Source organism: Nioella sp. MMSF_3534, assembly GCF_030732985.1.
In the GTDB taxonomy this organism is placed as follows: domain Bacteria; phylum Pseudomonadota; class Alphaproteobacteria; order Rhodobacterales; family Rhodobacteraceae; genus Nioella.
On record NZ_JASHJX010000008.1, the window covers coordinates 1 to 23,192 of the forward strand.

The window sequence follows — 23,192 nt, forward strand, 5'->3', positions numbered from 1 at the left end:
CCTATACGCTGACAGACGCTGCCGGCAACGAGAGCGATCCGAGCGGCATCCTGCCGATCACGATCGACACGGGGGCGCCTGCGGCACCCGCGGCGCCGACGAGCTATGCGGACAATGTCGGTGCGATCATCGATCCTGCGAGCACGGCGGCGACGACGGATGACAGCCAGCCTGGGATCAACATCGGCGCCGGCCTGACGGATACGCCGACGCTCTATGTGGACGGTGTTGCCGTTGCGGCGACCTATGACCCTGTGGCCGGGACGCTGACGCCCGACGCACCGCTGGCGGATGGGGCGCATGACTTCACCTATACGCTGACAGACGCTGCCGGCAACGAGAGCGATCCGAGCGGCATCCTGCCGATCACGATCGACACGGGGGCGGTTGCGGGGACGCTTTCCTTTGCGAACCTTGTTGACAGCGGTGTTGCGGGTGACGGGATCACCAATGACAACACGTTCGATCTGTCTCTGACCGGCCAGGAGGCCGGTGCGACGGTTGCCTATGAAGTGTCGACGGATGGCGGCACGAACTGGGTGCCGACGACGGCAGCGCAGGCGGGGATCGCGGACGGGTCGTACCAGTTCCGTGCGCAGGTGACGGATGCGGCGGGGAACACGGCCCCGAGCAACGTGATCTCTGTGACGATCGATACGGGGCCGCCAGCGGAGCTGAGCTTGGAGGGCACAGCCTTCGGCGGCCAGCTGATCAACCCTGTGACGGTCAGTGGGCGGACGTATTACTACTGGGACAGAGATAATTCGGGAGGATCTTCCGGGATTAGTGACGGTTCAGACCCTGATTTAGCAACTCACAACGAACTCGACGCTCTCTTCAACGGAGGCGCAGATACGACCAATTCGAGCAGTACCGTGATAGTGACCAATAGTTCAGGTCAGATCATTACATTGCGGTTGCCCGAACTTGGGGATCCGAGCCATGTGGAGGGGACCACGACGAGTATTGGTGGGTATGAAGCGGATAACAATCCTGGTTATACGGGCCTTCTGGATATCTGGGACGAACTCAATATAGGGTTCACTACCAATGGTATCCCCGCCGGCTGGCCATCGGCCGTGTTTTGGTCAGCATCGTCGACGGGTTCAGAGGTGCATGCTGCTCTGAGCCTTACCACCGGCGCCACGAACAGCACAAACGACGCATGGTCTAGATTTGTGGCGCTGGAGGTGGTGGAGGTGGCCACGCCCGTAGCGATCGACATGGACGGGGACGGGCAGGTGGCTTACAGCACCGCACGGTTTGATGTGAATGGCGATGGCGAGATTGACGAAACCGGATGGGTTGCTGGGAATGACGGCGTGCTGTTCTGGGACCGCGAAGGGGACGGGCAGCTGCATGACAGCGGTCAGTACATCTTCGGCCAGGATACGGGATCTGACCTTGCCGGGTTGCGTCAGGATTTCGACAGCAACCAGGATGGCCTGTTCAATGCCGAGGACGAACGGTTCGCCGAGTTCGGCGTCTGGCAGGACGTGGATCAGGACGGGATGCTGGACGATGGCGAGATGCGGTTGCTGAGCGACCTGGGGATCGTCGAGATCGACCTTTACGGCGATGGCGTGAGTTCCAACCCGACCGATAACGTCCATGTTCAGGGGAGCTCTACCGCGACGCTGGCGGACGGTTCGACCATCGTGATCCAGGACGCGGCGTTCCTGTATATCGGGACGAATGAAATGGTGAGCGCGTCGCATGACGGCGATCCGGTTGTCTCTGATAATCTGGGTGTGTTGAGCGATCTTATCATTGATCTGGACGACGAAGACGATACCGGAATTCTGGATGACTTCGGGAACCTGATCGAGGCAGCGCAGGAGGAGAGCACGGACAGCCCTGTTAAACAGCTCACCGATGACTTCGGAAACGTCATCTCGGATGTCGCATCTAATACTGCTGGCGTGACCGACGCACAGATTGACACATTGAGCGATCTGTATTTCGACACGCTGCCGATGTCTGTTGTCTAACGATGGCAGCATGAACAACGACCCCTTCCCGGTGGCAGCATGGGATGGGGTCGTTATGATGCATCAGTGCCTGAATCTATCGGCCGAGAGGAACTCCACCTTCGCAATTGAACGGATCGAGGGAGCAGGTTGCCCAACTGATGCGGGCTTTACTCACGGAGCCCAACTTGGCCCCTTTCCTCACACTTCGAGGAAAAGGGGCCACTTTTGTTTCAAGTGAAGCCTAACGGCAAGAGATTCAACGACACGGAAAATGTTTCGTCCGTCACACCAACGATCAACGCCGAGATAGGAGAGTAATCTTGTCCAACAATGATGCGACGATTTTGTCATTCAAGTTTCCATTTCAGTCTCTTGAGGCGGCAACAGTCGCATACTTCTCAGTTCTTGATGTTCCGGTCTCCGTCCAGGATCTGACAGACGGGCTGCCCATCAAAGACAGTGGATTAACCACTGATTTGCTGGAGAGAGCAACGAGGCGAGTTGGATATCTTCCTGTCTGGTTTCAAGCAAAAACCATTAGTGAACATGACTTGCCCTGCTGTGTCGCGTTCGGCGAAGATGAGTACCTTGTGGTTATTGAGAAAAACGGTGAAAGCCTATATGTCCTCGATCCAGAACGTCCAGAAACATTCAGAGCCGTGTCCGAGGAGTTCTTTCTGGGACGGTTCAGCGGACGCGCTTTTTCACTTCGCGCAACAGTAGATCAACTGCAGAAAAAACATGTGTCGCAGCCAGCGCCAAAGCATTGGTTCTGGGGACGTCTGGTACTGAAGAAATCGACACTCTTTGATATTTTCATATCCTCACTGTTCGCTAACGTTTTAGCGGTCGTAACATCCCTTTTCGCAATGCAGGTATACGACAGAGTTATTCCCGGGCAGTCTGAAGCTACTTTGTGGGTCTTGGCTGGTGGGGTCGGGATGGCAATTCTTTTTGAGGCCGTTTTAAGAATTTCTCGCTCAAAGCTGATTGACCGACTTGGCCGAAGTTCGGAACTCGAAATTTCGCAAGATGTATTTTCCAGAGTGATTGGAATGAAGTTGGACAGTCGTCCTGCATCTCCTGGCGCAATTGTTAGTATCGTGAGAGAATTTTCATCTATCAGAGAGTTCTTCACTTCGGCCTGCGTTGGAGTAGTATCGGATCTACCGTTTGCCTTTGTCTTTCTTGCTCTTATTTACTTTATAGCCGGCAACGTTGTCTGGGTCGTCATAGCTGGATCAATCCTCATTATTATTCCAAGCATCGTTTTTCGCAAGAGGATGGCTGAGATCTCATCGGAAAATATGGGCGGTATTTCAGCAGCATCTCGATTGATGACCGAAGTTAGCTATAGCTTGGAGTCAATAAAGGTTAATCGAATGGAGGGCTTTTTCCAGCGTCAATGGGAAGAGATTCTGGAGCTTAATTCAGAAAAGACCAGTATTCAACGCAATTTGGGGACGATTCTGAATCAATGGGGGGGCTCAATGCAGCAAGTTACTTATGTTGCTGCAATAATAGCCGGGGTTTACATGGTTTTTGCTGGGGAGCTTTCCGTTGGCGCAATCCTTGCAATTAGCATTCTCTCATCGCGAACGTTGGCTCCATTCACACAATTCTCTCAGATTCTACTTCGATGGCAGAATATGAAGATTGCACTTTCTGCGTTAGACACTGTCATGAATTCCACGCAAGACGAACAACCAGACAAGCAGTATGTTCGAAAAAGTCGTCTCGGCGATAGTGTAGAATTGGATCAGGTCAGATTCGCGTTCCCCAATACAAAGATTTTGGCCTTGACTGTAGACAATCTCAAAGTGCCTTGCGGGGATAGGGTTGCCCTTATGGGGGCAAATGGATCAGGAAAATCTACGCTTCTAAAGCTTATTGGCAAGATTCACGAGCCAATTGATGGTAGAGTTCTAATAGATGGAATAGATGCAAGACAGATCTCTACGAAAGATATAAGAGGAAGCATCGGATATCTCTCTCAAGATGTTAAACTTTATAGAGGTTCGCTTAGGGAAAACCTGATTGGGTATAGGTCTGCACACGATGATGTGAGCTTGCTGGATGCCTTATCATTTGTTGGGCTTGGTGATTTTATTCGTCAACATCCTGAGGGGCTTGATCTCGAGATCTTGGATGGAGGCGATGGCCTATCAATGGGTCAGAGACAGTCAATTGGGCTTGCTAGGATCATCCTGCAGGATCCTTCAATTATTTTGCTAGATGAACCAACTTCTGCGATGGATCAAAGTATTGAGTCAGTCGTTGTCGAGAGAATTGGTAAGTGGATTGAGGGAAGGACGTGCATAGTCGCGACACATCGTCCTAGAATACTCTCACAGGTTAATAGGGTTCTTGTGCTTCATAACGGGCGAATCGTATTGGACGAACCGCGCGAAATAGCACTTAGGAAGCTCTCGACGGGAAATCGCGGCCTGGTTGTACCCACGGCTACCACTAGCTGATGGACTATCCTGAATTTTTTGCGCTGACGTGGTAACTGCTCGAAGAGGAGACCCACGTATGAGCCTCAATAAAGACTTGCAGGACCGCCTGATGGAAGGGCGTTCACCCGGTGACCTGTTTGGCAAGACCAGCATCCTAGCAGAACTGACCAAGGCGCTAGCGGAACGTGCGCTGAGCACGGAGATGGATGTCCATCTCCATGAAGAGCGCACGGAGGAAGCGCCTGAGGGCCGGATCCAGCACCCCAATCACTGCAACGGGCGTAGCCAGAAGACTGTGATCACCGACAGCGGCAAAGTTTTTCTGGACATCCCCCGCGACCGGAACGGCACCTTCGATCCGCTGCTTATCGCCGAGTATCAGCGCCGCTTTCCCGAGTTCGACCGCAAGATCGTCAGCATGTATGCCCGCGGCATGGCCACCCGCGAGACCCGGGGCCATATCGAGGGAATCTATGGCGTCGAGGCCTCGCCCGGCCTGATTTCCGCGATCACCGACGCCGTGATGGAGGAGGTCACCGCCTGGCAGATCCGCCCTCTGGAACCCTGCTATCCGATCGCCTTCATGGACGCGATCCGGGTCAATATCCGCAGCAATGGGGCGGTCTCGAACAAGGCGGTCTTCGGGGCCCTCGCGGTTTTGCCAGATGGCACACGCGACGTTCTGGGCCTGTGGTTTCAGGCCAATGAGGGCGCCAAGTTCTGGGCCAAGGTTATCAGCGCCCTGCGCAACCGGGGCGTCCAGGGCATCCTGATCGCCCTCGCGGACGGGCTGAAGGGCTTTCCGCAGGCCATCGAGGCGGCACTTCCACGGACCCGGATCCAGACCTGCATCGTCCATCTGTTGCCCAATGCCATGAACTTCGCCAGCTACAAGGACCATGATGTGTTACCCAACGCGCCCTCGGCCGTTGTCAGAGTTTCCGCCCTAAAGTTACTTTAAGTCTCCAGTTCTAGATGCAACGCATCACAGGAATTAGGCGAATAAAAAGGCGGCAGAGATGCCATCAGAAACTAATAATGCGATCGGGTCAGGTATCGCCAACTCCTGTGAGGGTGAATCTAGAAGAGCGTGCGCTGTGTTTGCCGGAATGGATGTTCTTGCTTGCAAGGGCGTCCATCTTCAGGGAGATGGATTCGTCCTCTCTAGAAGTGAGGCTTATGAACTGCGGCAGATGAGGGCCGAATCACGAAAGCACATCCGCCCGTTTTGCTCAGCTCCAGATATTATTAAGCACCCTCAAGGTAGATGGGTAATAGATTTATTTGGGCTAACTGAAGCTGAAGTTCAGTATCGGTTTCCTAGAATATATTGGCACCTATTCAGAACGGTGAAGCCGGAAAGAGATGTTCGCTCTCGTAGAAGTCCTGTTAATAGTTGGTGGTTGCATTCAGATCCTCGACCGAAACTCCGTGAGGCTATAACAGGGAAAAAAAGATACATAGTCACTGCTGAGAAGATGAAACATCGAGCATTCCAGTTCGTCGATGCATCAACACTGCCAGATGCGAGGGTTGTGGCAATAGCATCAGAGAGCGCCGCTCTTCTGTCATTGTTGTCGTCCAAGTTCCACATCTTATGGGCATCACATGCTGCGCACTTAAATAAGCAAGGGGAATACTGTAGCTCAAGATGCTTTTCTGGATTTCCTTTCCATTCTGTGAGTAATGCATATTTCAGCCGATTGGAGGAACTCGGAGAACGTCTTGATGAGTGGCAGAAGGAACTTCAAATTCAGAATCCCAAGGCTGGAATTGGCAGAATGTACTCAGAAGTTGAAGCCTATCGCCAACGACGGCAATCCACCAAATTTACAACAAACAAACCAATCGGCCGCAGCGCGCTTTTACTTGCTGAAGTCTTGGATGAAATTGATGTGACAACCGCTGAGGCTTTGTGTGTACCGCGGCACATGAAGAATCGAGAAATACTCGATTTTCTAATTGACCTAAGCGGCTCTGATGCCAAATCTCGCACGGAATTTTTTTTGGATACTCGGGATGATTGCAGGATTACATGAGCAAGACTATATCCATATCCTGTAAGGTCAGAAACCGGTCCTCCAACAACGCAGTACTCAAGCGCAGTTGCAGGTTGAAAGTTTGGCTTGATCCCGAGGTGAGCTGGCTTGCCATACAGATAGACAACTTCAGTCTCCTGCTAACCTCCAGCTTTGCTACGATTCAGAGGCGACTTTTCATCTTGGTCTTTCTCGGCACAGCCATCACTCAAACGACTGGATTCGTCGAGAGCCTGTTGCGCTTTGTCAGTGTGGAATGGCCTGCATTCGAATTCAGAACGCTGAGCAGTGCAGAAGTTCGTCGCTGTTAACAACCCACGTAGCAGTTTTCAGGGGACAGAACATATGGGGGTAGCCATCAATACCCACGATTTCAACAAAGTGAGACCACGATGGCAGATTTGGTTGAATGCGTTTTCGAAAGCTAGGGTAAGAAATAGTGGCGCTTATAACTCTTACATTTCCACCGGGCACATGTGCTACGATATCGAAATCAGGATTAACCTGGAGTGTTGTTGCCGTTAACACAAACCCAGTCACCGTTACCGTGGATGATGCCAATAATGATGGCTTTGTGTCCGGAGTTGAATGGGATGCCGCTATCAGCGGGGGAGGTAATGATACCGGATCGTCAAACTACCTTTTCGATGGTAACGGTTCATCCGGACAGCTCTATGCCACTGACGGAACAACCACTTTTATAATTGGGCAGGATGTCACCATCCTAAAGGCGGGGCTTTCGAATACGTTCGAAGCGGATGTCACCGATGTCATTTGCCTGACCAGGGGCACGCTCGTTCTGACCGATACGGGCTGGACAGCTATTGAAGAGATTGCTGTAGGACGAGGTATCGCAACAGCTGAGGGCGAGATCGAAAAGGTTCGGTGGATCGGCCGAAACCTACTCGGACTGGACGAGCTTAAGCGCGCACCCAAACTCCGGCCGGTTCGGATCACTGCCGGAGCACTTGGTCAGGGTCTCCCCTGGCGGGACTTGCTCGTCTCGCCGCAGCACCGAATGCTGGTTCGCTCAGCGATCGCCCGACGGATGTTCGGATGTGCCGAGGTACTCATTCCTGCGATCAAGCTAACTTCGCTCCCGGGTATCTACATCGACACAAAGATCGAGTGGGTGGAGTACTTCCACATATTATTGAATCAGCATGAGATCATCTTCGCAGAAGGTGCCCAATCAGAAAGTCTCTATACGGGTCCGCAAGCCCTAATAGCTCTTAGCTCTGATGCACGAGAAGAGATTTTGAGTATCTTTCCCGAGCTTAAAGATCAGTCCCATGATCCGCGGCCTGCACGGCATATTCCATCAGGGACGCGTCAAAAAAAGCTGATTGCACGGCACCGGACTAACAGACAGCCACTGCTTCAAGAAATCGAGGACGAACACATGACATGCGAGGAACGCGCGACCGAGTATCGATCGTAATCGCTCTGTTTTTCTTGATCTCACACTCTGTGCCCCGGCATCGCGGGTGATGATCCGGTCACCGGGGTAGAGCGCCTCGACCGGCAGGGCCCCGGCCAGGGTCAGGATCTCGGTTCCCGGCGGCAGCGCCGCGGTCAGCCCGTCATCCGCAACCGGCCCCCCGTTCGGGGCGCGCCGTGGAATATCGCTCATGGAATCGTCCTGCTCATGCCCGGCGATGATGCCCGCCTTGTGTTTCAACAAGGTTAACCCGCCACGGTCACAGACCCAACCTCTTTTTGTTCCCCATCCTCCGGGTCGGCCAGCCGGAATCTCACCTCGAACCCGTCGGCCGCCCCCGGGCGCGGCGACGCGAGGGACAGGCTGTGTCCGCTCCGCACCGCGATGCAGGCGACGATATAAAGTCCGAGTCCGCTGCCCTGCGCCGCCGGAGCGGCACGCTGGAACCTCTCGGTCAACTGGGCGAGCCGGTCGGGGTCCACAACCGGCCCGGCATTCGACACCACCAGATCGCCCCCCGCAGTCAGGGTTACGCCGACCGCTTCATACTGGTCCCCGTGGCGCAGCGCATTGTCCACGAGGTTGCGGCAGACGATGCCAAGAGCGTCGGCATCAAGGGTCGTGGGCACCGGATCCTTCGGCAGGTCGAGCACCAGTGCGGGCGCCGCGGGGCTGCGCTGCATGTCCTCCACCACGATGCGCAGGGCTGTCCTTGCGTCATGCGCGTCATCCGAACGCAGCCGCCTGCCTTCGGCGCGCGCCAGTTGCATCAGCCGCTCGGTGCGTCGCGTCAGGCGCTTCAGCGTCTGTTCTATATCCTGCGCGCGCTGCACCGCGGCGGGGTCGTGGCTTTCCCGGCTCAGCCGCTGCGCCTGGGCGATCGCTCCTGCAAGGGGAGTGCGCAGTTCATGCGCGGCGTTGGCCGCGAAGCTTCGCTCGGCCTCGAAAGCGTCACGCAGACCCGCCAGAAGCCCGTTCAGCGTTCCGGCAAGCGGGGCAAGTTCCGCGGGCAGATCGTCGGCGGGAACCTGGGACAAATCGCGCGCGCCCCGGGTTTCGAGATGCCTGCGGAATCGGTTCAGGGGACCGAGGCTGAAGCGCACTGCAAGCGTGATCGCCACCAGTGCGACCGGCAACAGAACCAGCAGCGGCAGGCCAAGGCCCATCCGGATCTCGCGGGCGACCGCCGCGCGATGGGCCAGAGGTTCGGCCACGGTGATGCGGATCGTCCCCTGAACCGCCGCGTCGCTATAGAGCCGGTGGGTTTCGGTCTGGGCGAATCCCGGCCCGTCATAGGCGGGGAAGTCCTCGGGCAGAGCGCCATGCGATTGCAGCAGGATGCGCCCCTCGGCGTCGCGGACGACATAGGTGAAGAATTCGTCGATGTCCCGGATCGAGGCCAGCCGCTGTGTGCCCACGGGATCTTCCCGGCCCACGATATCGGTCACGGCGAGGGGCAGGATGCGTTCGGCGGTTTCGCGCAGGGCGCTGTCGAAGACCTCGTCCATTTCGCCGCGCACGATCAGCGCAGTGCCCGTCGCGGCCAGCAGCCACAGCACCGTCAGCACCAGCCCGACGGACAGGCCGAGCCGGGCCCGGAGGCTTGCGGGCCATTTCATGGTCGGCCCAGCCTGTAGCCCATGCCGCGCTCCGTCTCGATGATGCCGCTGCCCAGCTTCTTGCGCAGCCGGCTGACATGGACCTCGATCGTGTTGCTTTCCACTTCCGCATCGAAGGCATAGAGCTTTTCTTCCAGTTGCGGCTTGGACAGCAATTGCCCGGGCCGGGCCAGCAGCGCCTCGAACAGTTCCCATTCGCGGGCGGTCAGCACCACCGGCCGGCCCTCGCGGTGGATGCTGTGCGCGGCAAGGTCGATCACCAGCGGGCCGAGGGTGACGATGGGGTTCGGGTTGCCGCTGTAGCGCCGCGCGACGGAGCCGATGCGCGCCGACAGTTCCGCCAGGTCGAAGGGTTTGACGAGGTAGTCGTCGGCGCCCGCGTTCAACCCCTCGATGCGGTCGGATACCTGGTCGAGCGCGGTCAGCACGATAACCGGCGTCACGTCGCCCCGGGCGCGCAGGGCCTTGAGAAATCCGATACCGCGCCCGTCGGGCAGCATGAGGTCGAGCAGGATCAGGTCGAAGGGCGCCGCGCGAAGTGCATCGCCCGCCGCGTCAAGCCGCTTCACCCAGTCCACCGACCGGCCGTCGGCCGCGATCTGGTCGCGCACCGCGGCGCCAAGAACCGTGTCGTCCTCTATCAGCAGGATTCGCATGCCCGTCCTCGTCTGTTCCCGATGCCCCAGTTTTCCCTGCACCGGCTGACGTCAAACTGACGCCCCGGCGCAGGCTTCTTCAGCTTGCCGTAAGATTCGCCACGCAGGATGCGTCCAGGCAGGTGTTCCACGAGGAGTGTGGCCCATGAAAAAGACAGTGACAATTCTCGGGTTTCTCGCGCTCGTTCCGGCAGGGGCGGCGCTGGCGGATGACGACTGTTTCGTGCCGATGGCCGAGTGGCATCCGCGCGACGCGGTTGCGCAACTGGCAGAGGAAAACGGCTGGACCCCGCGCCGCATCCGGATCGACGACGGCTGCTACGAGATCGACGGCCGCGACGCGCAGGGGCGCCGGATCGAGGTGACGATCCACCCCGGCACGCTCGAGGTGATCGAGTTCGAGTATGAAGACGAGGACGACGACGACTGACCCCCCGTGTCCCGCTGGCCGGGCATCATGACCCCGGTTCCGATATGACCCCGCTCCTGCGAGCGGGGTTTTTTCTGTCAGAAGGGCGGTTTCCTGACAGCAAGCTGAAGCGGGAATCGCCCGGCCGTCAGGAAACGATCAGGTCGGGCCCGCAGGGTGCCCTCATCACAGGATAGGAGACCCTCACATGAAAACGACCCTGACCGCCCTCGCCCTTATCTCGGTCCTGCCCGCAGGGGCAGCGCTGGCTGACGACGACGACTGCCGCGCGCCCCGCGACCGGTGGCAGCCGCGAGAGGCGGCGATGCAGCTTGCCGAGCAAAACGGCTGGAGCGTGCGCGAATTCGAGATCGACGACGGCTGCTACGAGATCGAGGGCCGCGACGCGGAGGGACGGGCCATCGAAGTATCGCTCGACCCCGAGTCGCTGGAGATCGTCGAACTCGAATACGAGGACGACGAAGACGACGGCGGCTACGCCAACAGCCGCAACCCGGCCCCCGCAGGCAGCGCAGCCCCGCCGCAGAACGGCCTGTTCGGAAGCGGCGCCGCGCCGCAGGTGCAAGTGAACTGAGCCCCTGCCGAACGCCTCCGAGATAAAGGACAGATCCGATGAAATCGCTTCTTGCAACCCTTGCGCTGACCACGGCGCTGACCCTTCCCGGCCTCGCCATGGCGCGGCAGGTCACCCTGACCACGACCCTCGCCGCCTATGGCGGCGACGGGGCCTATCTTGCCCTCTACGTCACCGATGCCTCGGGGGCCTATGTCGGCAGCCTGTGGATGGCCGGTCAACGGTCGCGCTACTATGCGCATCTGGACGACTGGTATCGCGCTACCGGGGGCGACACGATGCATGTGGACGGCATCACCGGGGCCAGCGTCGGGGCCGGGCGCCAGCTGGAAATCACGCTCGACCTGGCCGATGCGCTGTTTGATGCGGGCTACACCCTGCACATCGACGCCGCCGTCGAGGACATGCGCGACAGCCCCAACGAGATCGCCGTGCCGCTGACCCTGGACGGGGCCGGAACGCCAGTGCGCGGTCGGCGCTACATCGCCAGCTTCGCCTACGACATGTAAGGGGAGGAGGGCCATGATCCGCGCATTTCACCGCTGGCCGGGTCTTCTGGCCCTTGCCCTTGTCACTGTTCTCACCCTCAGCGGCGGAGCGCTCTCGCTCTTCCCGGCCGCCGAGCGGCTGTCTACGCCGCAGGTTGAGGCCGGGCTGACCGTCGCCACGCTCGCCGGGCGCATCCGCGCGGTCTACCCGGGGGTGGAGCAGATCCGCCGCGCGCCCTCGGGCCGGATCACGGCCTACTGGTTCGAGGGCGGCACGCCGGGCGCGGCGGTGATCGACCCGGAGACCGGGGCGGGCGTGGCCTCGGCCGATCCCAACCAGACCCTGCGCTGGCTGACCAACCTGCACCGGTCGCTGTTCCTGGGCGATGGCGGGCGGCTGACCATGGCCGCAGGCGCGGCGGCGATGCTGGTGCTGTCGATTTCGGGCGCGGCGCTGGTGGCGCGGCGCACGGGTGGCTGGCGGCACTGGTTCGCGCCCCTGCGCGGGCCCCGGGCAGGGCGGCTGCACGTGGAAATCGCGCGGATCTCGGTGGTGGGGCTGGTGCTTTCCTCCGTTACGGCACTGTGGATGTCTGCCGCCACCTTCGAGCTTCTTCCCCCGGGCGACGCGGGTCCTGCCTTTCCTGCCAACGTCAGCGGGGAAACGGGAATGCCGCCTGAGCGGATCGCGACCCTGCGTCAGACGCTGGTGACCGAGTTGCGGTCGCTGAGCTTTCCCTATCCGGGCGATGCCAGCGATGCCTTCGCGCTGACCACCTCCCGGGGCAGCGGCTATCTCGATCAGGGCACCGGCGATCTGCTGTCCTGGGAGGATCTGGGCGGATGGGCGCGCGTGAATGAAACCATCTTCATGCTGCACACCGGACAGGGTGCGGCGGGGCTGGGCCTGTTGCTCGGGCTGATGGCGCTGGCGGTGCCGGTTCTGGGCCTGACCGGGGCGTTGGTCTGGCTGGCCGGGTGGCGCGCGCGCCCGCGCATCCGTGGCAACCGGCCCGCGGCGCAGGCCGACACGATCCTTCTGGTGGCCAGCGAGGGCGGCAGCACCTGGGGCTTTGCCGCGACCCTTCAGGTCGCACTGACCGCGGCGGGGCAAAGCGTGCATGTGGCGCCGCTGTCCTCCCTCGCGCCGGAGCGCTACCAGAAAGCCGAGCGGATCATCGTGCTGGCCGCCACCTATGGCGACGGAGCCGCGCCCACCCCGGCGAAAGGGGCGCTGGAGCGTCTGCGGAAGCTTGCGCCCGTGCCGGGTGTTGAACTGGCTGTTCTGGGCTTCGGCGATCGCAGCTTTCCGGCCTATTGCGCATTCGCCCGTGCGCTCGAGGATACGGCGCGGCAGGCCGGCTGGCCCGAACTTCTGCCCTATGACACCATCGACCGCCAGTCGCCGCAGGACTTCGCCCGGTGGGGCCGGGCGCTTGGTGCGCGGCTCGGCTGTGCGCTCGATCTCGTGCACCGGCCCGACCGGCCCGCGAGCGTGCCGCTGACGCTCGTCTCGCGCCGCAACTATGGCGCCGAGGTGCAGGCCCCGGCCGCGATCCTGCGCTTCGCCCTGCCGCGCCCGACGATCTGGCAGCGGCTGACCGGCACCGGCTTTGCCCGGTTCGAGGCGGGCGATCTTCTGGGCATCCTGCCCGAGGGCAGCCCGGTGCCGCGGTTCTATTCGCTGGCCTCGGCGCGCCGCGACGGGATGATCGAGATCGTGGTGCGCAAGCATCCCGGCGGCCTGTGCTCGGGGCTTCTGACGGCGCTGGAGCCGGGCGGCACCGTGCGCGCCTTCCTGCGCCGCAATCCCGGCTTCCGTCCGGGCCGTGGCAAGGCACCGCTGATCCTGATCGGCGCGGGAACGGGGATCGGGCCGCTGGCCGGTATCCTGCGCGCAAACAGGCACCGCAGGCCCGCGCATCTCTTCTTCGGGATGCGCCACCCCGGAAGCGATTTCTTCTATGGTGAGGACATGCCCGCCTGGCAGGCGGACGGCCGCCTGACCCGGCTGGTCACGGCGACCTCACGCGGGGGGAGGCCCTGCTACGTGCAGGATGCGCTGCAGGCCGAGGCTGCCGAGGTCGCCCGGCTGATCCGCGATGGGGCCCGGGTAATGGTCTGCGGCGGGCGGGGCATGGCCGCGGGCGTGGCCGAGGCGCTGACCGCGATCCTCGCCCCGAGCGGGCTGTCGCCCGCGCGTCTCAAGGCGGAGGGGCGATATGTCGAAGATGTCTACTGAGCGCCAGCGCATCGCGCTGAACGGCCCCACCATGGGCACCCGTTGGCAGGCCACGTTCTTCGCGGGACCGGAGGTCGATCCCGCCCCGATCCGGGTGGCGCTGCAGGCGGCGGTCGACGACATCGACGCGCAGATGTCCACCTGGAAGCCGGACAGCGCCCTGATGCGCCTGAACGCTGCCCCTGTGGGGGCGTGGGTGCCGGTGCCGGTGCACTTGTGCAACGTCCTGCGCCTCGGGCTCGAGATCGGGCGGCTCTCGGGCGGGGCTTTCGATATCGGCATGGGCGATGTTGTGACGGCGTGGGGATTCGGACCGGACGCCGCCGCGCCCGACCGCATCCGGGCGGCGATGACGGCCCCGCGGCGCCCGGCGCATGAGGTGCTGGAGATCGACGGAACCCAAGTGCGAAAAACCGCGCCAATCGCTCTGGACCTGAACGGAATCGCAAAGGGCTACGGCGTTGACCGACTGGCTGAAACCATGGGCGCGCAGGGACTCTCCGATGCCCTTGTCGGCATTGATGGAGAGCTTCGCGCAACCGGGCTGCGGCCCGGCGGCGAGGGCTGGACCATTGCTATCGAGGCGCCGGAGCATGGGCGCAGGACGCCCCGGTCGATCCTGACGCTGCAGGACGGTTCTGTTGCGACTTCGGGCGATTATCGCCACTGGATCGAGGTCGGGGGGCGGCGCCTGTCGCACACCATGGATCCCGCCCGCGGCGCGCCGCTGACCGAAACGCCATCCTCCGTGACCGTCGTGGCCCGCAGCTGTGCCGAGGCAGATGCCTGGGCCACGGCGCTGATGGTTCTGGGGCCTCTGCGCGGTGCCGAACTGGCCGGGACGCGGGGCCTCGATGCCCTGTTCCTGCTGCGCGACGGCGCGGGGAGCGTGAGGCACGTCCCGGTTGGGCAGCTCTTCTCCGGCCAATGAAGAGTAATCTTCTCAAAGTACAGGGATGAGCTATGCTGCAGGAAAACCGGACTCCCAAGCCAGATCAAGATTTCTGCGTCTTGTGATTTAATGACCTCATTTTTCGTGCGGATTTAGAGCCTCGAGTGCAATCTATGAAATTGGGGGGCATGTAATTTTAGAGAGCCAAGGAGTTCGCGAATGGGGTAAAGCACGAGCACTCCTTGGCTTCGTCAGCAAGGATTGGCAAAGTGCAAGCTGACGTGACTGACACGAAATCAGTTTCGCCGGGTGACTTCCAGACACTTTTGTTTGGGTTTGACGGTTAGCATTGTGCTGTGGTGCATTATCATCGACTGCGTAGCCTTTCCGCTCAGGCACATTGAGCCTGTGTTCCATTGCCGACGACATGGTCGTGTCACGAATGCTGTGGAAGTTCCCTGACGGCGCGCTCCGGGCACGTAAAGGATCGGTGTTTCAGGCTGCGAGGTCAAGGATTTGAGGCGTGAGGCTCGTGATCTGAAAGAGGTCGTGGCCGAACAGGCGCTGGAATTGCGGCTGCTCAAAAAAAGCATGATCGGGGATGGGGGCGACGACGAATGAGGTATCCTGCCTCATAGAAGCTTGAGATTATCCGCTCGGTTGAGGCCTCACATCCACCATCCCGATAAACGCTGAAGATGCTCGGCATCCCCAGCAACACATACTACGACTAGTACGCCCGCTGGAGCGATGGCGGCCTCGGTGCGCTTGCCGACCGCTCACCCCGGCCTGGGTCGGTCTGGAACCGCATCCCGGACACGGTTCGCGGCGATTTTGTCGATTTTGTCCTGGAGCACGAGGACCTGACGCCTCGGGAGCTGGCGGTCAAATACACCGATGAGAAGCACTACTTTGTCTCCGATTCCTCAGTTGATCGCATTCTCAGCGCATAGAACCACATCAAGGCATGGGAAACCCATCTCGCATCAGACCGGACGCCGTGTTCGACGGCGAATGACAACCAGATGCGCCTGATGCTGCACGGCTGCGCATACGGTATCTGGTGGAAGCTCCGAGGCGCAATTCTGAAACGTTCTCAATGGCGCCGCGCGCAGTTCGACACATTGCGGCTGCACATCGTCAAGCTGCCGGCATCGTGCTCGCGACAGGGACTTCTCCAACTTCTCTTCGACGCCATCGCCCCTCCGAAAATCGCTTGAGCCAAGCGCTCCGACCACCCCGAAACAACAATCCTCGCATCCCGCGATCAAAGCTCCCGACCAGCCTACAAACCGGACGTCGTAATCAGGTGCCCTTAGCCGATCCACGGCAGCATCAACCGAACACATGAACGCCATATCACCGCGTCATGAATTATCCGGGCTAGGTGGTTTAGCTTTCAGTTCCGCCAGATGGCCTGCCCGAAGGACAGGTAGACGCCGCCGCTGGCCTGAGAAACCGGGATGCCGGTGCTTCGGCAGGTTGCAGGTTCTGACCGCATCGACTGGACCGTGCGAGCGCTGGTGAAGTAAGACACGTCGAAGGGAATATCAAGTCCCGACACATTGATCGAGGCGTCACGAAGCATCCCTCGCACAGTCGTTCTCAAGCGTGGGCTCGTAAATCTGCCGACACCGCAAATCGCTAGTTCTCCGCTCTGGGCAATGGCGCGCCAGAGAAAGGTGTAGACGATCCCAAGCTCGCCGGTAAAGCGGATATCCCCGTCGACGAAGCTGCCATCGACGTTCACTTCAAAAGTCTGGGCCTTGGAGGGCAGAGCTGCCGTGCCCAAAAGCACCATGGCTAGAATTAATTGAATAAAATGGGTCTTCGTCGGAAGTTTCATACGCATTGCCATGCCGCTCTCTGTCTTGGTATGCATTTGATAGGCCGTTCTCTCGCATGTGGCGCAATTATTAAGTTACCAACAGAAACTTGTTATACGTATTTCGCTAAAAAATGATATCCGCTTCCTTGAACAGGCTGCTTTCGAGGCGGCTCAACGGGGCGGTCACCTCATCAAAGCCACCTGGGAGTGCCATTTCACTTTGATTATAGCGCACTAATATGCTCTCGAGGATAAGTTACCTTTAGTATCAATTTTTTCCCTATGGTTCTGTTTTGGAATTGAGTAACGCTGGTTCCATATAAAACCGTGGAATGAAAAAAGTGAACTCACTGAACAGATTAGCCTGTGGGAAGGTGCTATGAAGCGGAGCGCCTAGGCGCATTCTCTTCTCGCTTGGCAAGGAAAATATTGATTGGCTTGAAAAGGGAATACTCGAATGGCCGCATATTCAGTTACAGTTAGAGAACGTTACGATGAACTCTCCGGGGCGAGCACAAACCCGAACTACAACATCACTCTGCTGATCGAAGATGACGGGACATTCACAAGCGGTGAACCGGTCACGCATTCCCCGGGCGGCGGTGGCGACAGCTTTACCTATGTCGGCACCTATGACGATGGAACAACGGTGTGGGGCGTCCTGCAGGAATCAAGCGGTGACTATATGCTGTTCAGCGGCGACGCCTCTGCGACACCGCCAGGTTCGATCGTAATCGCCAATATCACCACCGATCCGCTACTTGCCTGTTTTCATGCCGGAACGCTGATCGACACACCCAATGGCGCAACTGCGGTTGAAAGCCTGTCCAGGGGCGATCGTGTTCTCACTTCCGACGGCAAGGCCTGTTCGGTCAAATGGATCGGCCGCCAGACCATTTCCACGCGCTTCGGGCCTGCCGAGCGGTTGATGCCGGTGCGCTTTGCTGCCGGGTCTCTAGGCGATGGCCTGCCGCAGGCCGACCTGACCGTCACCGCAGACCACGGGATGCTGCTGGATGGCGTCATATGCCATGCAGGGGCCTTGGTGAACGGGACGACCATCACGCACGTTCCCTTGACCAAGATGGGAGAGACCTACACAGTTTATCATATCGAAACCGAGGCGCACGAGATCATCCTCGCGAATGGTGCTCTAGCAGAGACCTTCATCGACAACGTGAACCGCCGGGTCTTCGATAACTTCTCGGAGTTCGAGGCGCTCTACGGCGATGTGCCCGAGATGGAGGAATTGCCATTCCCACGCGCGATGTCTGCACGGCAAATCCCTATTCGCATTCGCGATGCACTGTTGGATAGGGGCAACGGAAAACTAGTCAAGCTGGGCTCTTATCCGACTGGGTGAGAGGAGTCCCTGCCTCCTTCCTATTTTTTCGTCTGGTGTGAGGGCGACTGGGCAAACGCTTTCAGCACCTCAGTGCGGATCGCGCCCACAAGTGGGCTAACACGCAGGCGGGTAGGTTTAGATTTGGGAGTTGGCCTGTCGACGCTGAACAAATGGGGGACGGCCCATTGGGATAGTAATGTGGTGTCGCATAAGGAGTTGGACCCTGCCCGTGAGAACCGTCTTTTCAAGGAGGAGGGGGATATCCAGAAAACCTTCCCGGGTCGCAGCCAGCCCGTGCGCGGTAAGTACAGCGTTTGCTGCGCACTATGCGAAGAGCAGTTGCCGATGGCTCATTGGTGGTGCCACATCAATTGGACGCTGCGACCCCGCATTGGGTGCCTTCTGCCGTCGCTTCTCGGCTTGGATGGGAAAGCAGGAGGCGATGACCGCGACCACTCGCAAGTTCGCCCTCCGGTTCTACAGCGCCATCCGCCACGGTATGGCCTATCAGAACCTAGAGGCTATAGCATACGACGAGAGGTGCCGATAGCGCGTTCTCGCCAACCTCCAGCCGCGCGCCAAGACCTACATGTCCAGTCCCGGAATCTGGTGGATCGGGTTGATGATGAATCTGTCCGGCTCTGAAGTCCTGAGGTTGCAGATGTATTCGTAGGGCGTGAGACTGTTGTGGGTCTTGAGCACACGGGCGAAGTTGTAGGCAGCGATGTAGCTCTCAAAATCAGGACGGAGCAGATCGGCATATTCTCGAATGTCTTCGGACCGCTCAGGCAGGAAGGGCCGTTCCGGCGCGGTACATGCATTGGCGATTTGGCCAATCGACGCGAGTGGCACAAAAAGACCAAGCAAACCGTATCGAACTGCACAAAACATGCGCAGGGCAAAACTCCTTTGCCACTTCAAATTCATGGTTTCGTGCGGTAGCTACCTATTGCAGCCAAAGACGGTTCGTCAACTCGAATAAATCGTCTTGCAGTCAATTATGTTGTATTGTATCGCCCGTGTGGAAATGTCCCCGCGGGCCGATACTCATGATGAGGAGGGCCCAGGGGAGGTCATGATAGAAGAAGCACCGAATGTGGTTACAGAAGACGGACTGCGCGGCTTGCTCGCCGAGGGCTACCTCATTGAGGTGGTCTGCACGGAGAGAGCAGAGAAGCGCCATAACAGCTGGTACGGCTCGTGGGTCATCCGCGCCGTCGCCACTGATGGGCGTGACGATAAGATGCTCGTCACCAGCCGAAGCGTCCTCAAGCTCCGCGACTTCAAAACCATCGTTGGCCTTGTCAGTTTCCTGGCCGACATGGGCTGTACGACCGCTAGCATCCCACTTGAAGAAGGTGGCCGCGAACGCCACGCCGCGCCTCCGGTCAAAGGCAGCTGACCGCGCGACTGCGCTCGTCGTTGCTTTGGGTACAGGCGTTTGTTCCGCGCCCCCGGCCCTGGCCGACGGTTTCATCTTTTCGGTTGGCCCAGACGGCCAATTGATTTCCACTTCTCAAGAGGCAAACGGGCGCCTTTTTCTCTTCGCAGAACCTCGCGTTCCTGACGCAACGAGCGAGACAGCGATCCCGGCTCGATCCGCCGCCCGCGCCACCCCAGAAATCCTCCATGCGATCGAGACCACGGCTCTGCGGTATGCCGGGCATGGTGCGCTGCGTCGCGCAGGGCTTTCAGTCACTGATTGGGCGCTCCTTTACCGGGCCAATATCGAAGTCGAGAGCGCATACAATCCCGGCGCCTTGAGCCCAGTCGGTGCCATCGGGCTTGGCCAGCTGATGCCCGACACTGCCCGCGATCTCGGCGTTGATCCCCATGACATCGCCCAGAATCTCGATGGCTCGGCGCGTTACCTGCTGATGATGCTTGAGCAGTTCGGCGATCCCGCGCTGGCACTTGCAGCCTACAATGCCGGTCCCCATGCGGTTTCCCGCCATGGCGGCATTCCCCCTTTTCGCGAAACCCAAGGCCATGTGGCCCGTGTGACAGCCGTGTTCCAGCGGCTGAGAGGAGACCTTTCGTGACGTCCAAACCTTCTATTGTTGCGCTCGGCGCGATGGCCCTCATCGTGCTGGCGGGCCCCGCGCTTGCCCAAAGCATCGACCTCTCGCCCGTGCAGACACTGCTGCAGGGCATCGTGGATGCGATCACTGGCCCCTTGGGCATCGTGATCGGCACGCTCGCACTGATCGGGGTCTTCCTCTCCTGGCTCTTCGGCATCCTCGATTTCCGCCAGGCGCTTTGGGTCGTGGTCGCAATCGCGGGCATCGCCGCGGCGCCCACCATCGTCGCCGCCATCTGGACGACCTGAGCAAGACCCATGTCCGACCAGTCCCGCGTGTTCATCGGCCTTCTGAGGCCACCCAAGCTGATGGGCTTGCCGATCATGTACGCCATGGTCTGGCTCTTCGGCTCGACGCTTCTGTTCCTCTGGGTGCAGAGCTGGGTGGTGGCTGTGTTCGCGGGGCTGGCCTGGCCGGCGCTCTGGAAGGCCGCAGACTGGGATCCGAACTTCCTCGATGTCCTGGTGATCACCCTGCAGGAAACCCCACCCACGGCGAACCGCAAGCTCCACGGGGGCGACAGCTATGCCCCGTGATGGAGTAGCCGATAACGTGGAAGGCGCCCTCGACCCGCTGACCGCGCTGCCTGCATGGGTCAAGGGCGAGAAGCGGCTCTCGTCCATGCTGCCTTACGTCAGCCTCGCGACCGACCGGACGATCCGGACACGCGGCAACGAGCTGATGCAGTGCATCCGGCTCGAGGGGGTGAACAGCACCACGAGCGAGGACGGGCATCTCGACCGGATCGGAGGGTTGCTGGCTGGCATCGTGGCACAGATCGGGACGGAGTTCTCTTTCTACCTGCACAAGGTCTCGAAAGCGGTCGACGTGACCCTGCCGCCCATTCCGGGCGAGGGGTTTGCGGCTGCCGTCGACAAACGATGGCACGCGCATCTCGGCCGCGCGGGTTTGCGCGACAAGACGCTGACCCTGACAGTGCTGAAGCGACCTGAGACCGGCAGCCGCTTGCCGTTCGGACTTGGGGCGTCTCGCTCGCGACATGCGGCCGACACCACCCGCCGCTTGCGCAAGCTCGACGAGGTTGTGGGGTTTCTGCTGTCCTCCTTCGATGAGCTGAAGCCCCGCCTGCTGGCCGCAGGCACCGGCGAGCTTCTGGGCTTCCTCGGTTCACTCAACACAGGCGAGGAGCACCCGCTCTTCCCCCGGTCGCGCCTCGGTGTGATCGCCGAGGACGTAGCCAATACGCGCGTCACCTTCCGCGGCACGACCATCGCACTCTCGGACGGTGCCGTCAGCGACAAGCTCGGGGCGATCTTTGCGGTGAAGAACTACCCGGCCAAGACCGATAGCCTGATGCTCGACGAGTTGAATCTGCCCGTAGACATGGTGGTCACACACTCTTTTGTGCCGATCAACGCCAACATCATGGCGGGCCGGATCAAGCGGCAGCTGCGGCTAATGCAGGCCGCCAATGACGGAGCCGTCAGTCTCGCCCAGGAACTGGAACTCGCGCAGGACGATCTGGAATCCAAACGCCTGATCTTCGGCGAGCACCACATGACCGTGGCGGTCTATGCGCGCACCCAGCCAGCGCTTGACGACATCGCAGCCGAAATCCGCAACATCTCCGCCACTTCCGGGATCAACCTGATCTCGGAAGCCTTCGGGGCGCGGGCGCATTTCATGGCGCAGCATCCCGGGAACACAGGCGCACGCAGCCGCAAGGCCGCAATCACGAACCACAACTTCGCCGATCTCGCTACCTTCCACCGCACCCCGCTCGGAAAGACAGGGCGGGAAGTCCCCTGGGGCGTGCCGATCACGCTCTTTCCGACACCCGAGCGCAGTGGTTTTCGCTTCAACTTCCACGAACAGGGCGCGCCGGATCGCGAGCCCACGGGAGGCCACACGCTGATCCTCGGCCGTCCCGGCTCCGGCAAATCCGTCCTGGCGGCTTTCCTGATGACCATGGCACGGCGGGCAGGTGCGCGGGTCTTCGTATTCGACTATCGCGCGGGCATGGAGATGGCCGTCCGCGCGCTCGGCGGCAGCTATTCGACCGTGCGGGCGGGGCGCCCCACGGGCCTCAATCCGCTCCAGACCGAGATCGACGTGCGGGGCCAGGCATGGCTTGCTGATTGGCTCGCGAGCCTCTTGGAGCGGCGCGATCGACCGCTAACCCCGGTTCAAACCAACCGATTGCAGGAAGTCGTGCGCCAGAACGCGAGCGCAGGACATGCTACCTTGCGAAACTGGTCGGATTTCGCCTCGCTGCTGGTCTCGACCGATGACGAGGGCGATCTCTTCGAGCGTATGCAGGAATGGACGGCCGAGGGTCGCTACGGCTGGATCTTCGGGGCCAATGCCGAGGACAGTTTCAGCATCGATGGAGACGTCGCGGGCTTTGACCTCACCGGCATCCTCGATTCCGAGAGCGAGCGGGAACGCATGGCGGTCCTGTCCTACCTCTTCCGCCGGGTCGAGCGGGTGATCGAGGACCGCAAGCCCACCATCATCGTCATCGACGAGGCATGGAAAGCCCTCGACAACGCATACTTCGCAGAGCGGCTCTCGAACTGGCTTGTGACCGCCCGCAAACAGAACGCCGTCGTCGTGATGATGACCCAGTATGCCAGCCAGCTCGAGCGCACGCGGACCGGCAAGACCATCGTGGAAGCTGTGCCAACCCAGGTGCTCCTGCCCAACATCCGGGCTTCGGCTGCGGATTACGCCATGCTTGGCCTCAGCGAGAAAGAACTCGACGTGCTTCTGGGCGTCGGCTCGGCCTCGCGGCTCGCGCTTGTACGCGACGACCGTGGTTCCGTCTTGATCGATGCCGATCTCAGCGCGCTCGGCCCGCTCGTGACCATCCTTGGCGGAATGGAGAAGGGCGAAGCGCTTGTCGGCGCCGATTATCGCGAACGTCCTGATTTCTGGAGAGTGACATGACCCGTACCATCATTCGCAGCGTCGTGCTGCTCGGGCTCGGCCTGACCCTGACAGCCTGTGCGCAGCATAACCCCCCGCAAGCCAACTGCTTCAATTTTCGCGAGGCTCCAGCGCAGGCAGGAACCGCCACTGCCACGATCTCGACCATGGGGGCGGAGGTCACGCGCCGCGACACAGCCTGCGATTTCGTGATGCTGGGGGCGGGCGGCTAATCG

General features: G+C 60.1%; 22 protein-coding genes and 4 pseudogenes. 21 read left to right on the plus strand and 5 right to left on the minus strand.

The genetic code is table 11. The annotated features are described in order from the left end of the window. The 6 genes from RBB16_RS04910 to RBB16_RS04930 all read left to right on the plus strand — a co-directional run. Window positions 1-1,991, plus strand: a 1,991-nt coding sequence (locus RBB16_RS04910) for an Ig-like domain-containing protein (RefSeq protein ID WP_306045102.1), incomplete at its 5' end; no start/stop codon positions are given. 302 nt (window positions 1,992-2,293) lie between these two features. Further along, window positions 2,294-4,450, plus strand: a complete 2,157-nt coding sequence (locus RBB16_RS04915; protein WP_306045103.1) for a type I secretion system permease/ATPase — start codon at window positions 2,294-2,296, stop codon at window positions 4,448-4,450. 58 nt (window positions 4,451-4,508) lie between these two features. Beyond that, entirely contained in the window at window positions 4,509-5,393 is an 885-nt protein-coding gene (locus tag RBB16_RS04920; protein WP_306045104.1) for an IS256 family transposase, read from the plus strand. 58 nt (window positions 5,394-5,451) lie between these two features. Next, window positions 5,452-6,471: a type IIL restriction-modification enzyme MmeI gene (locus RBB16_RS04925; RefSeq protein ID WP_306045105.1), complete on the plus strand. Its 1,020-nt coding sequence runs from the start codon at window positions 5,452-5,454 to the stop codon at window positions 6,469-6,471. Next, window positions 6,468-6,782: a transposase gene (locus RBB16_RS20635; protein WP_371931213.1), complete on the plus strand. Its 315-nt coding sequence runs from the start codon at window positions 6,468-6,470 to the stop codon at window positions 6,780-6,782. Before RBB16_RS04925 ends, RBB16_RS20635 begins: the two co-directional genes overlap by 4 nt. 236 nt (window positions 6,783-7,018) lie before the next feature. After that, on the plus strand, window positions 7,019-7,912 hold the full coding sequence (locus RBB16_RS04930; protein ID WP_306045106.1) for a Hint domain-containing protein: 894 nt from the start codon (window positions 7,019-7,021) through the stop codon (window positions 7,910-7,912). On the opposite strand, the gene RBB16_RS04935 is transcribed toward RBB16_RS04930, so the two are convergent. The 3 genes from RBB16_RS04935 to RBB16_RS04945 are packed head-to-tail and all read right to left on the minus strand — an operon-like array spanning window position 7,793 to window position 10,187. Continuing rightward, window positions 7,793-8,104, minus strand: coding sequence for a Hint domain-containing protein (locus RBB16_RS04935; RefSeq protein WP_306045191.1), 312 nt, complete (start codon window positions 8,102-8,104; stop codon window positions 7,793-7,795). The genes RBB16_RS04930 and RBB16_RS04935 overlap by 120 nt on opposite strands. A gap of 53 nt (window positions 8,105-8,157) precedes the next feature. Next, window positions 8,158-9,531, minus strand: a complete 1,374-nt coding sequence (locus RBB16_RS04940; RefSeq protein ID WP_306045107.1) for an ATP-binding protein — start codon at window positions 9,529-9,531, stop codon at window positions 8,158-8,160. Then, window positions 9,528-10,187, minus strand: coding sequence for a response regulator transcription factor (locus RBB16_RS04945; protein ID WP_306045108.1), 660 nt, complete (start codon window positions 10,185-10,187; stop codon window positions 9,528-9,530). The genes RBB16_RS04940 and RBB16_RS04945 overlap by 4 nt, the downstream gene beginning before the upstream one ends. A gap of 145 nt (window positions 10,188-10,332) precedes the next feature. Between RBB16_RS04945 and RBB16_RS04950 the strand changes: the two genes are divergently transcribed. From RBB16_RS04950 to RBB16_RS20645, 7 genes and pseudogenes are all read left to right on the plus strand, one after another. After that, window positions 10,333-10,617: a PepSY domain-containing protein gene (locus tag RBB16_RS04950; RefSeq protein ID WP_306045109.1), complete on the plus strand. Its 285-nt coding sequence runs from the start codon at window positions 10,333-10,335 to the stop codon at window positions 10,615-10,617. Window positions 10,618-10,804: 187 nt separating this feature from the next. Next, entirely contained in the window at window positions 10,805-11,191 is a 387-nt protein-coding gene (locus tag RBB16_RS04955) for a PepSY domain-containing protein (RefSeq protein WP_306045110.1), read from the plus strand. 38 nt (window positions 11,192-11,229) lie between these two features. After that, on the plus strand, window positions 11,230-11,700 hold the full coding sequence (locus RBB16_RS04960; protein WP_306045111.1) for a DUF2271 domain-containing protein: 471 nt from the start codon (window positions 11,230-11,232) through the stop codon (window positions 11,698-11,700). A gap of 13 nt (window positions 11,701-11,713) precedes the next feature. Beyond that, window positions 11,714-13,921, plus strand: coding sequence for a PepSY domain-containing protein (locus tag RBB16_RS04965; protein WP_306045112.1), 2,208 nt, complete (start codon window positions 11,714-11,716; stop codon window positions 13,919-13,921). Then, window positions 13,902-14,852 (plus strand): FAD:protein FMN transferase, encoded by a 951-nt coding sequence (locus RBB16_RS04970; RefSeq protein WP_306045113.1) that lies wholly within the window; start codon window positions 13,902-13,904, stop codon window positions 14,850-14,852. The genes RBB16_RS04965 and RBB16_RS04970 overlap by 20 nt, the downstream gene beginning before the upstream one ends. Before the next feature lie 465 nt (window positions 14,853-15,317). Continuing rightward, window positions 15,318-15,763, plus strand: a pseudogene (locus RBB16_RS20640) (helix-turn-helix domain-containing protein); the annotation flags it as partial. 3 nt (window positions 15,764-15,766) lie between these two features. Further along, window positions 15,767-16,033 (plus strand): annotated as a pseudogene (locus RBB16_RS20645) (transposase); the annotation flags it as partial. A 179-nt stretch (window positions 16,034-16,212) separates the two neighbouring features. On the opposite strand, the gene RBB16_RS04980 reads toward RBB16_RS20645, so the two are convergent. Further along, window positions 16,213-16,671 carry a hypothetical protein gene (locus tag RBB16_RS04980; protein WP_306045114.1) on the minus strand — a complete coding sequence of 153 codons (459 nt, stop codon included), beginning with the start codon at window positions 16,669-16,671 and terminating at the stop codon, window positions 16,213-16,215. A gap of 427 nt (window positions 16,672-17,098) precedes the next feature. Between RBB16_RS04980 and RBB16_RS04985 the strand changes: the two genes are divergently transcribed. Next, window positions 17,099-18,004: a Hint domain-containing protein gene (locus RBB16_RS04985; RefSeq protein ID WP_306045115.1), complete on the plus strand. Its 906-nt coding sequence runs from the start codon at window positions 17,099-17,101 to the stop codon at window positions 18,002-18,004. Window positions 18,005-18,013: 9 nt separating this feature from the next. Beyond that, window positions 18,014-18,283 (plus strand): annotated as a pseudogene (locus RBB16_RS04990) (hypothetical protein); the annotation flags it as partial. Window positions 18,284-18,571: 288 nt separating this feature from the next. Here RBB16_RS04990 and RBB16_RS04995 read toward each other — a convergent pair. Continuing rightward, window positions 18,572-18,712, minus strand: a pseudogene (locus RBB16_RS04995) (IS481 family transposase); the annotation flags it as partial. A 349-nt stretch (window positions 18,713-19,061) separates the two neighbouring features. On the opposite strand from RBB16_RS04995, the gene RBB16_RS05000 reads away from it, so the two are divergent. From RBB16_RS05000 to RBB16_RS05025, 6 genes are read left to right on the plus strand one after another with little or no spacing between them, the layout of a single operon-like run. Then, on the plus strand, window positions 19,062-19,388 hold the full coding sequence (locus RBB16_RS05000; RefSeq protein ID WP_306045116.1) for a hypothetical protein: 327 nt from the start codon (window positions 19,062-19,064) through the stop codon (window positions 19,386-19,388). Further along, on the plus strand, window positions 19,345-20,028 hold the full coding sequence (locus RBB16_RS05005) for a lytic transglycosylase domain-containing protein (RefSeq protein ID WP_306045192.1): 684 nt from the start codon (window positions 19,345-19,347) through the stop codon (window positions 20,026-20,028). The genes RBB16_RS05000 and RBB16_RS05005 overlap by 44 nt, the downstream gene beginning before the upstream one ends. Beyond that, window positions 20,025-20,315, plus strand: a complete 291-nt coding sequence (locus RBB16_RS05010; RefSeq protein ID WP_100196091.1) for a TrbC/VirB2 family protein — start codon at window positions 20,025-20,027, stop codon at window positions 20,313-20,315. The genes RBB16_RS05005 and RBB16_RS05010 overlap by 4 nt, the downstream gene beginning before the upstream one ends. Before the next feature lie 9 nt (window positions 20,316-20,324). Beyond that, on the plus strand, window positions 20,325-20,603 hold the full coding sequence (locus RBB16_RS05015) for a type IV secretion system protein VirB3 (RefSeq protein ID WP_045682577.1): 279 nt from the start codon (window positions 20,325-20,327) through the stop codon (window positions 20,601-20,603). Then, window positions 20,593-22,977 carry a type IV secretion system protein B4 gene (locus tag RBB16_RS05020; protein ID WP_306045118.1) on the plus strand — a complete coding sequence of 795 codons (2,385 nt, stop codon included), beginning with the start codon at window positions 20,593-20,595 and terminating at the stop codon, window positions 22,975-22,977. The genes RBB16_RS05015 and RBB16_RS05020 overlap by 11 nt, the downstream gene beginning before the upstream one ends. Beyond that, a complete protein-coding gene (locus tag RBB16_RS05025) occupies window positions 22,974-23,189 on the plus strand; it encodes a hypothetical protein (RefSeq protein WP_306045119.1) in 216 nt (71 codons plus the stop codon). The genes RBB16_RS05020 and RBB16_RS05025 overlap by 4 nt, the downstream gene beginning before the upstream one ends. Window positions 23,190-23,192: the final 3 nt, after the last annotated feature.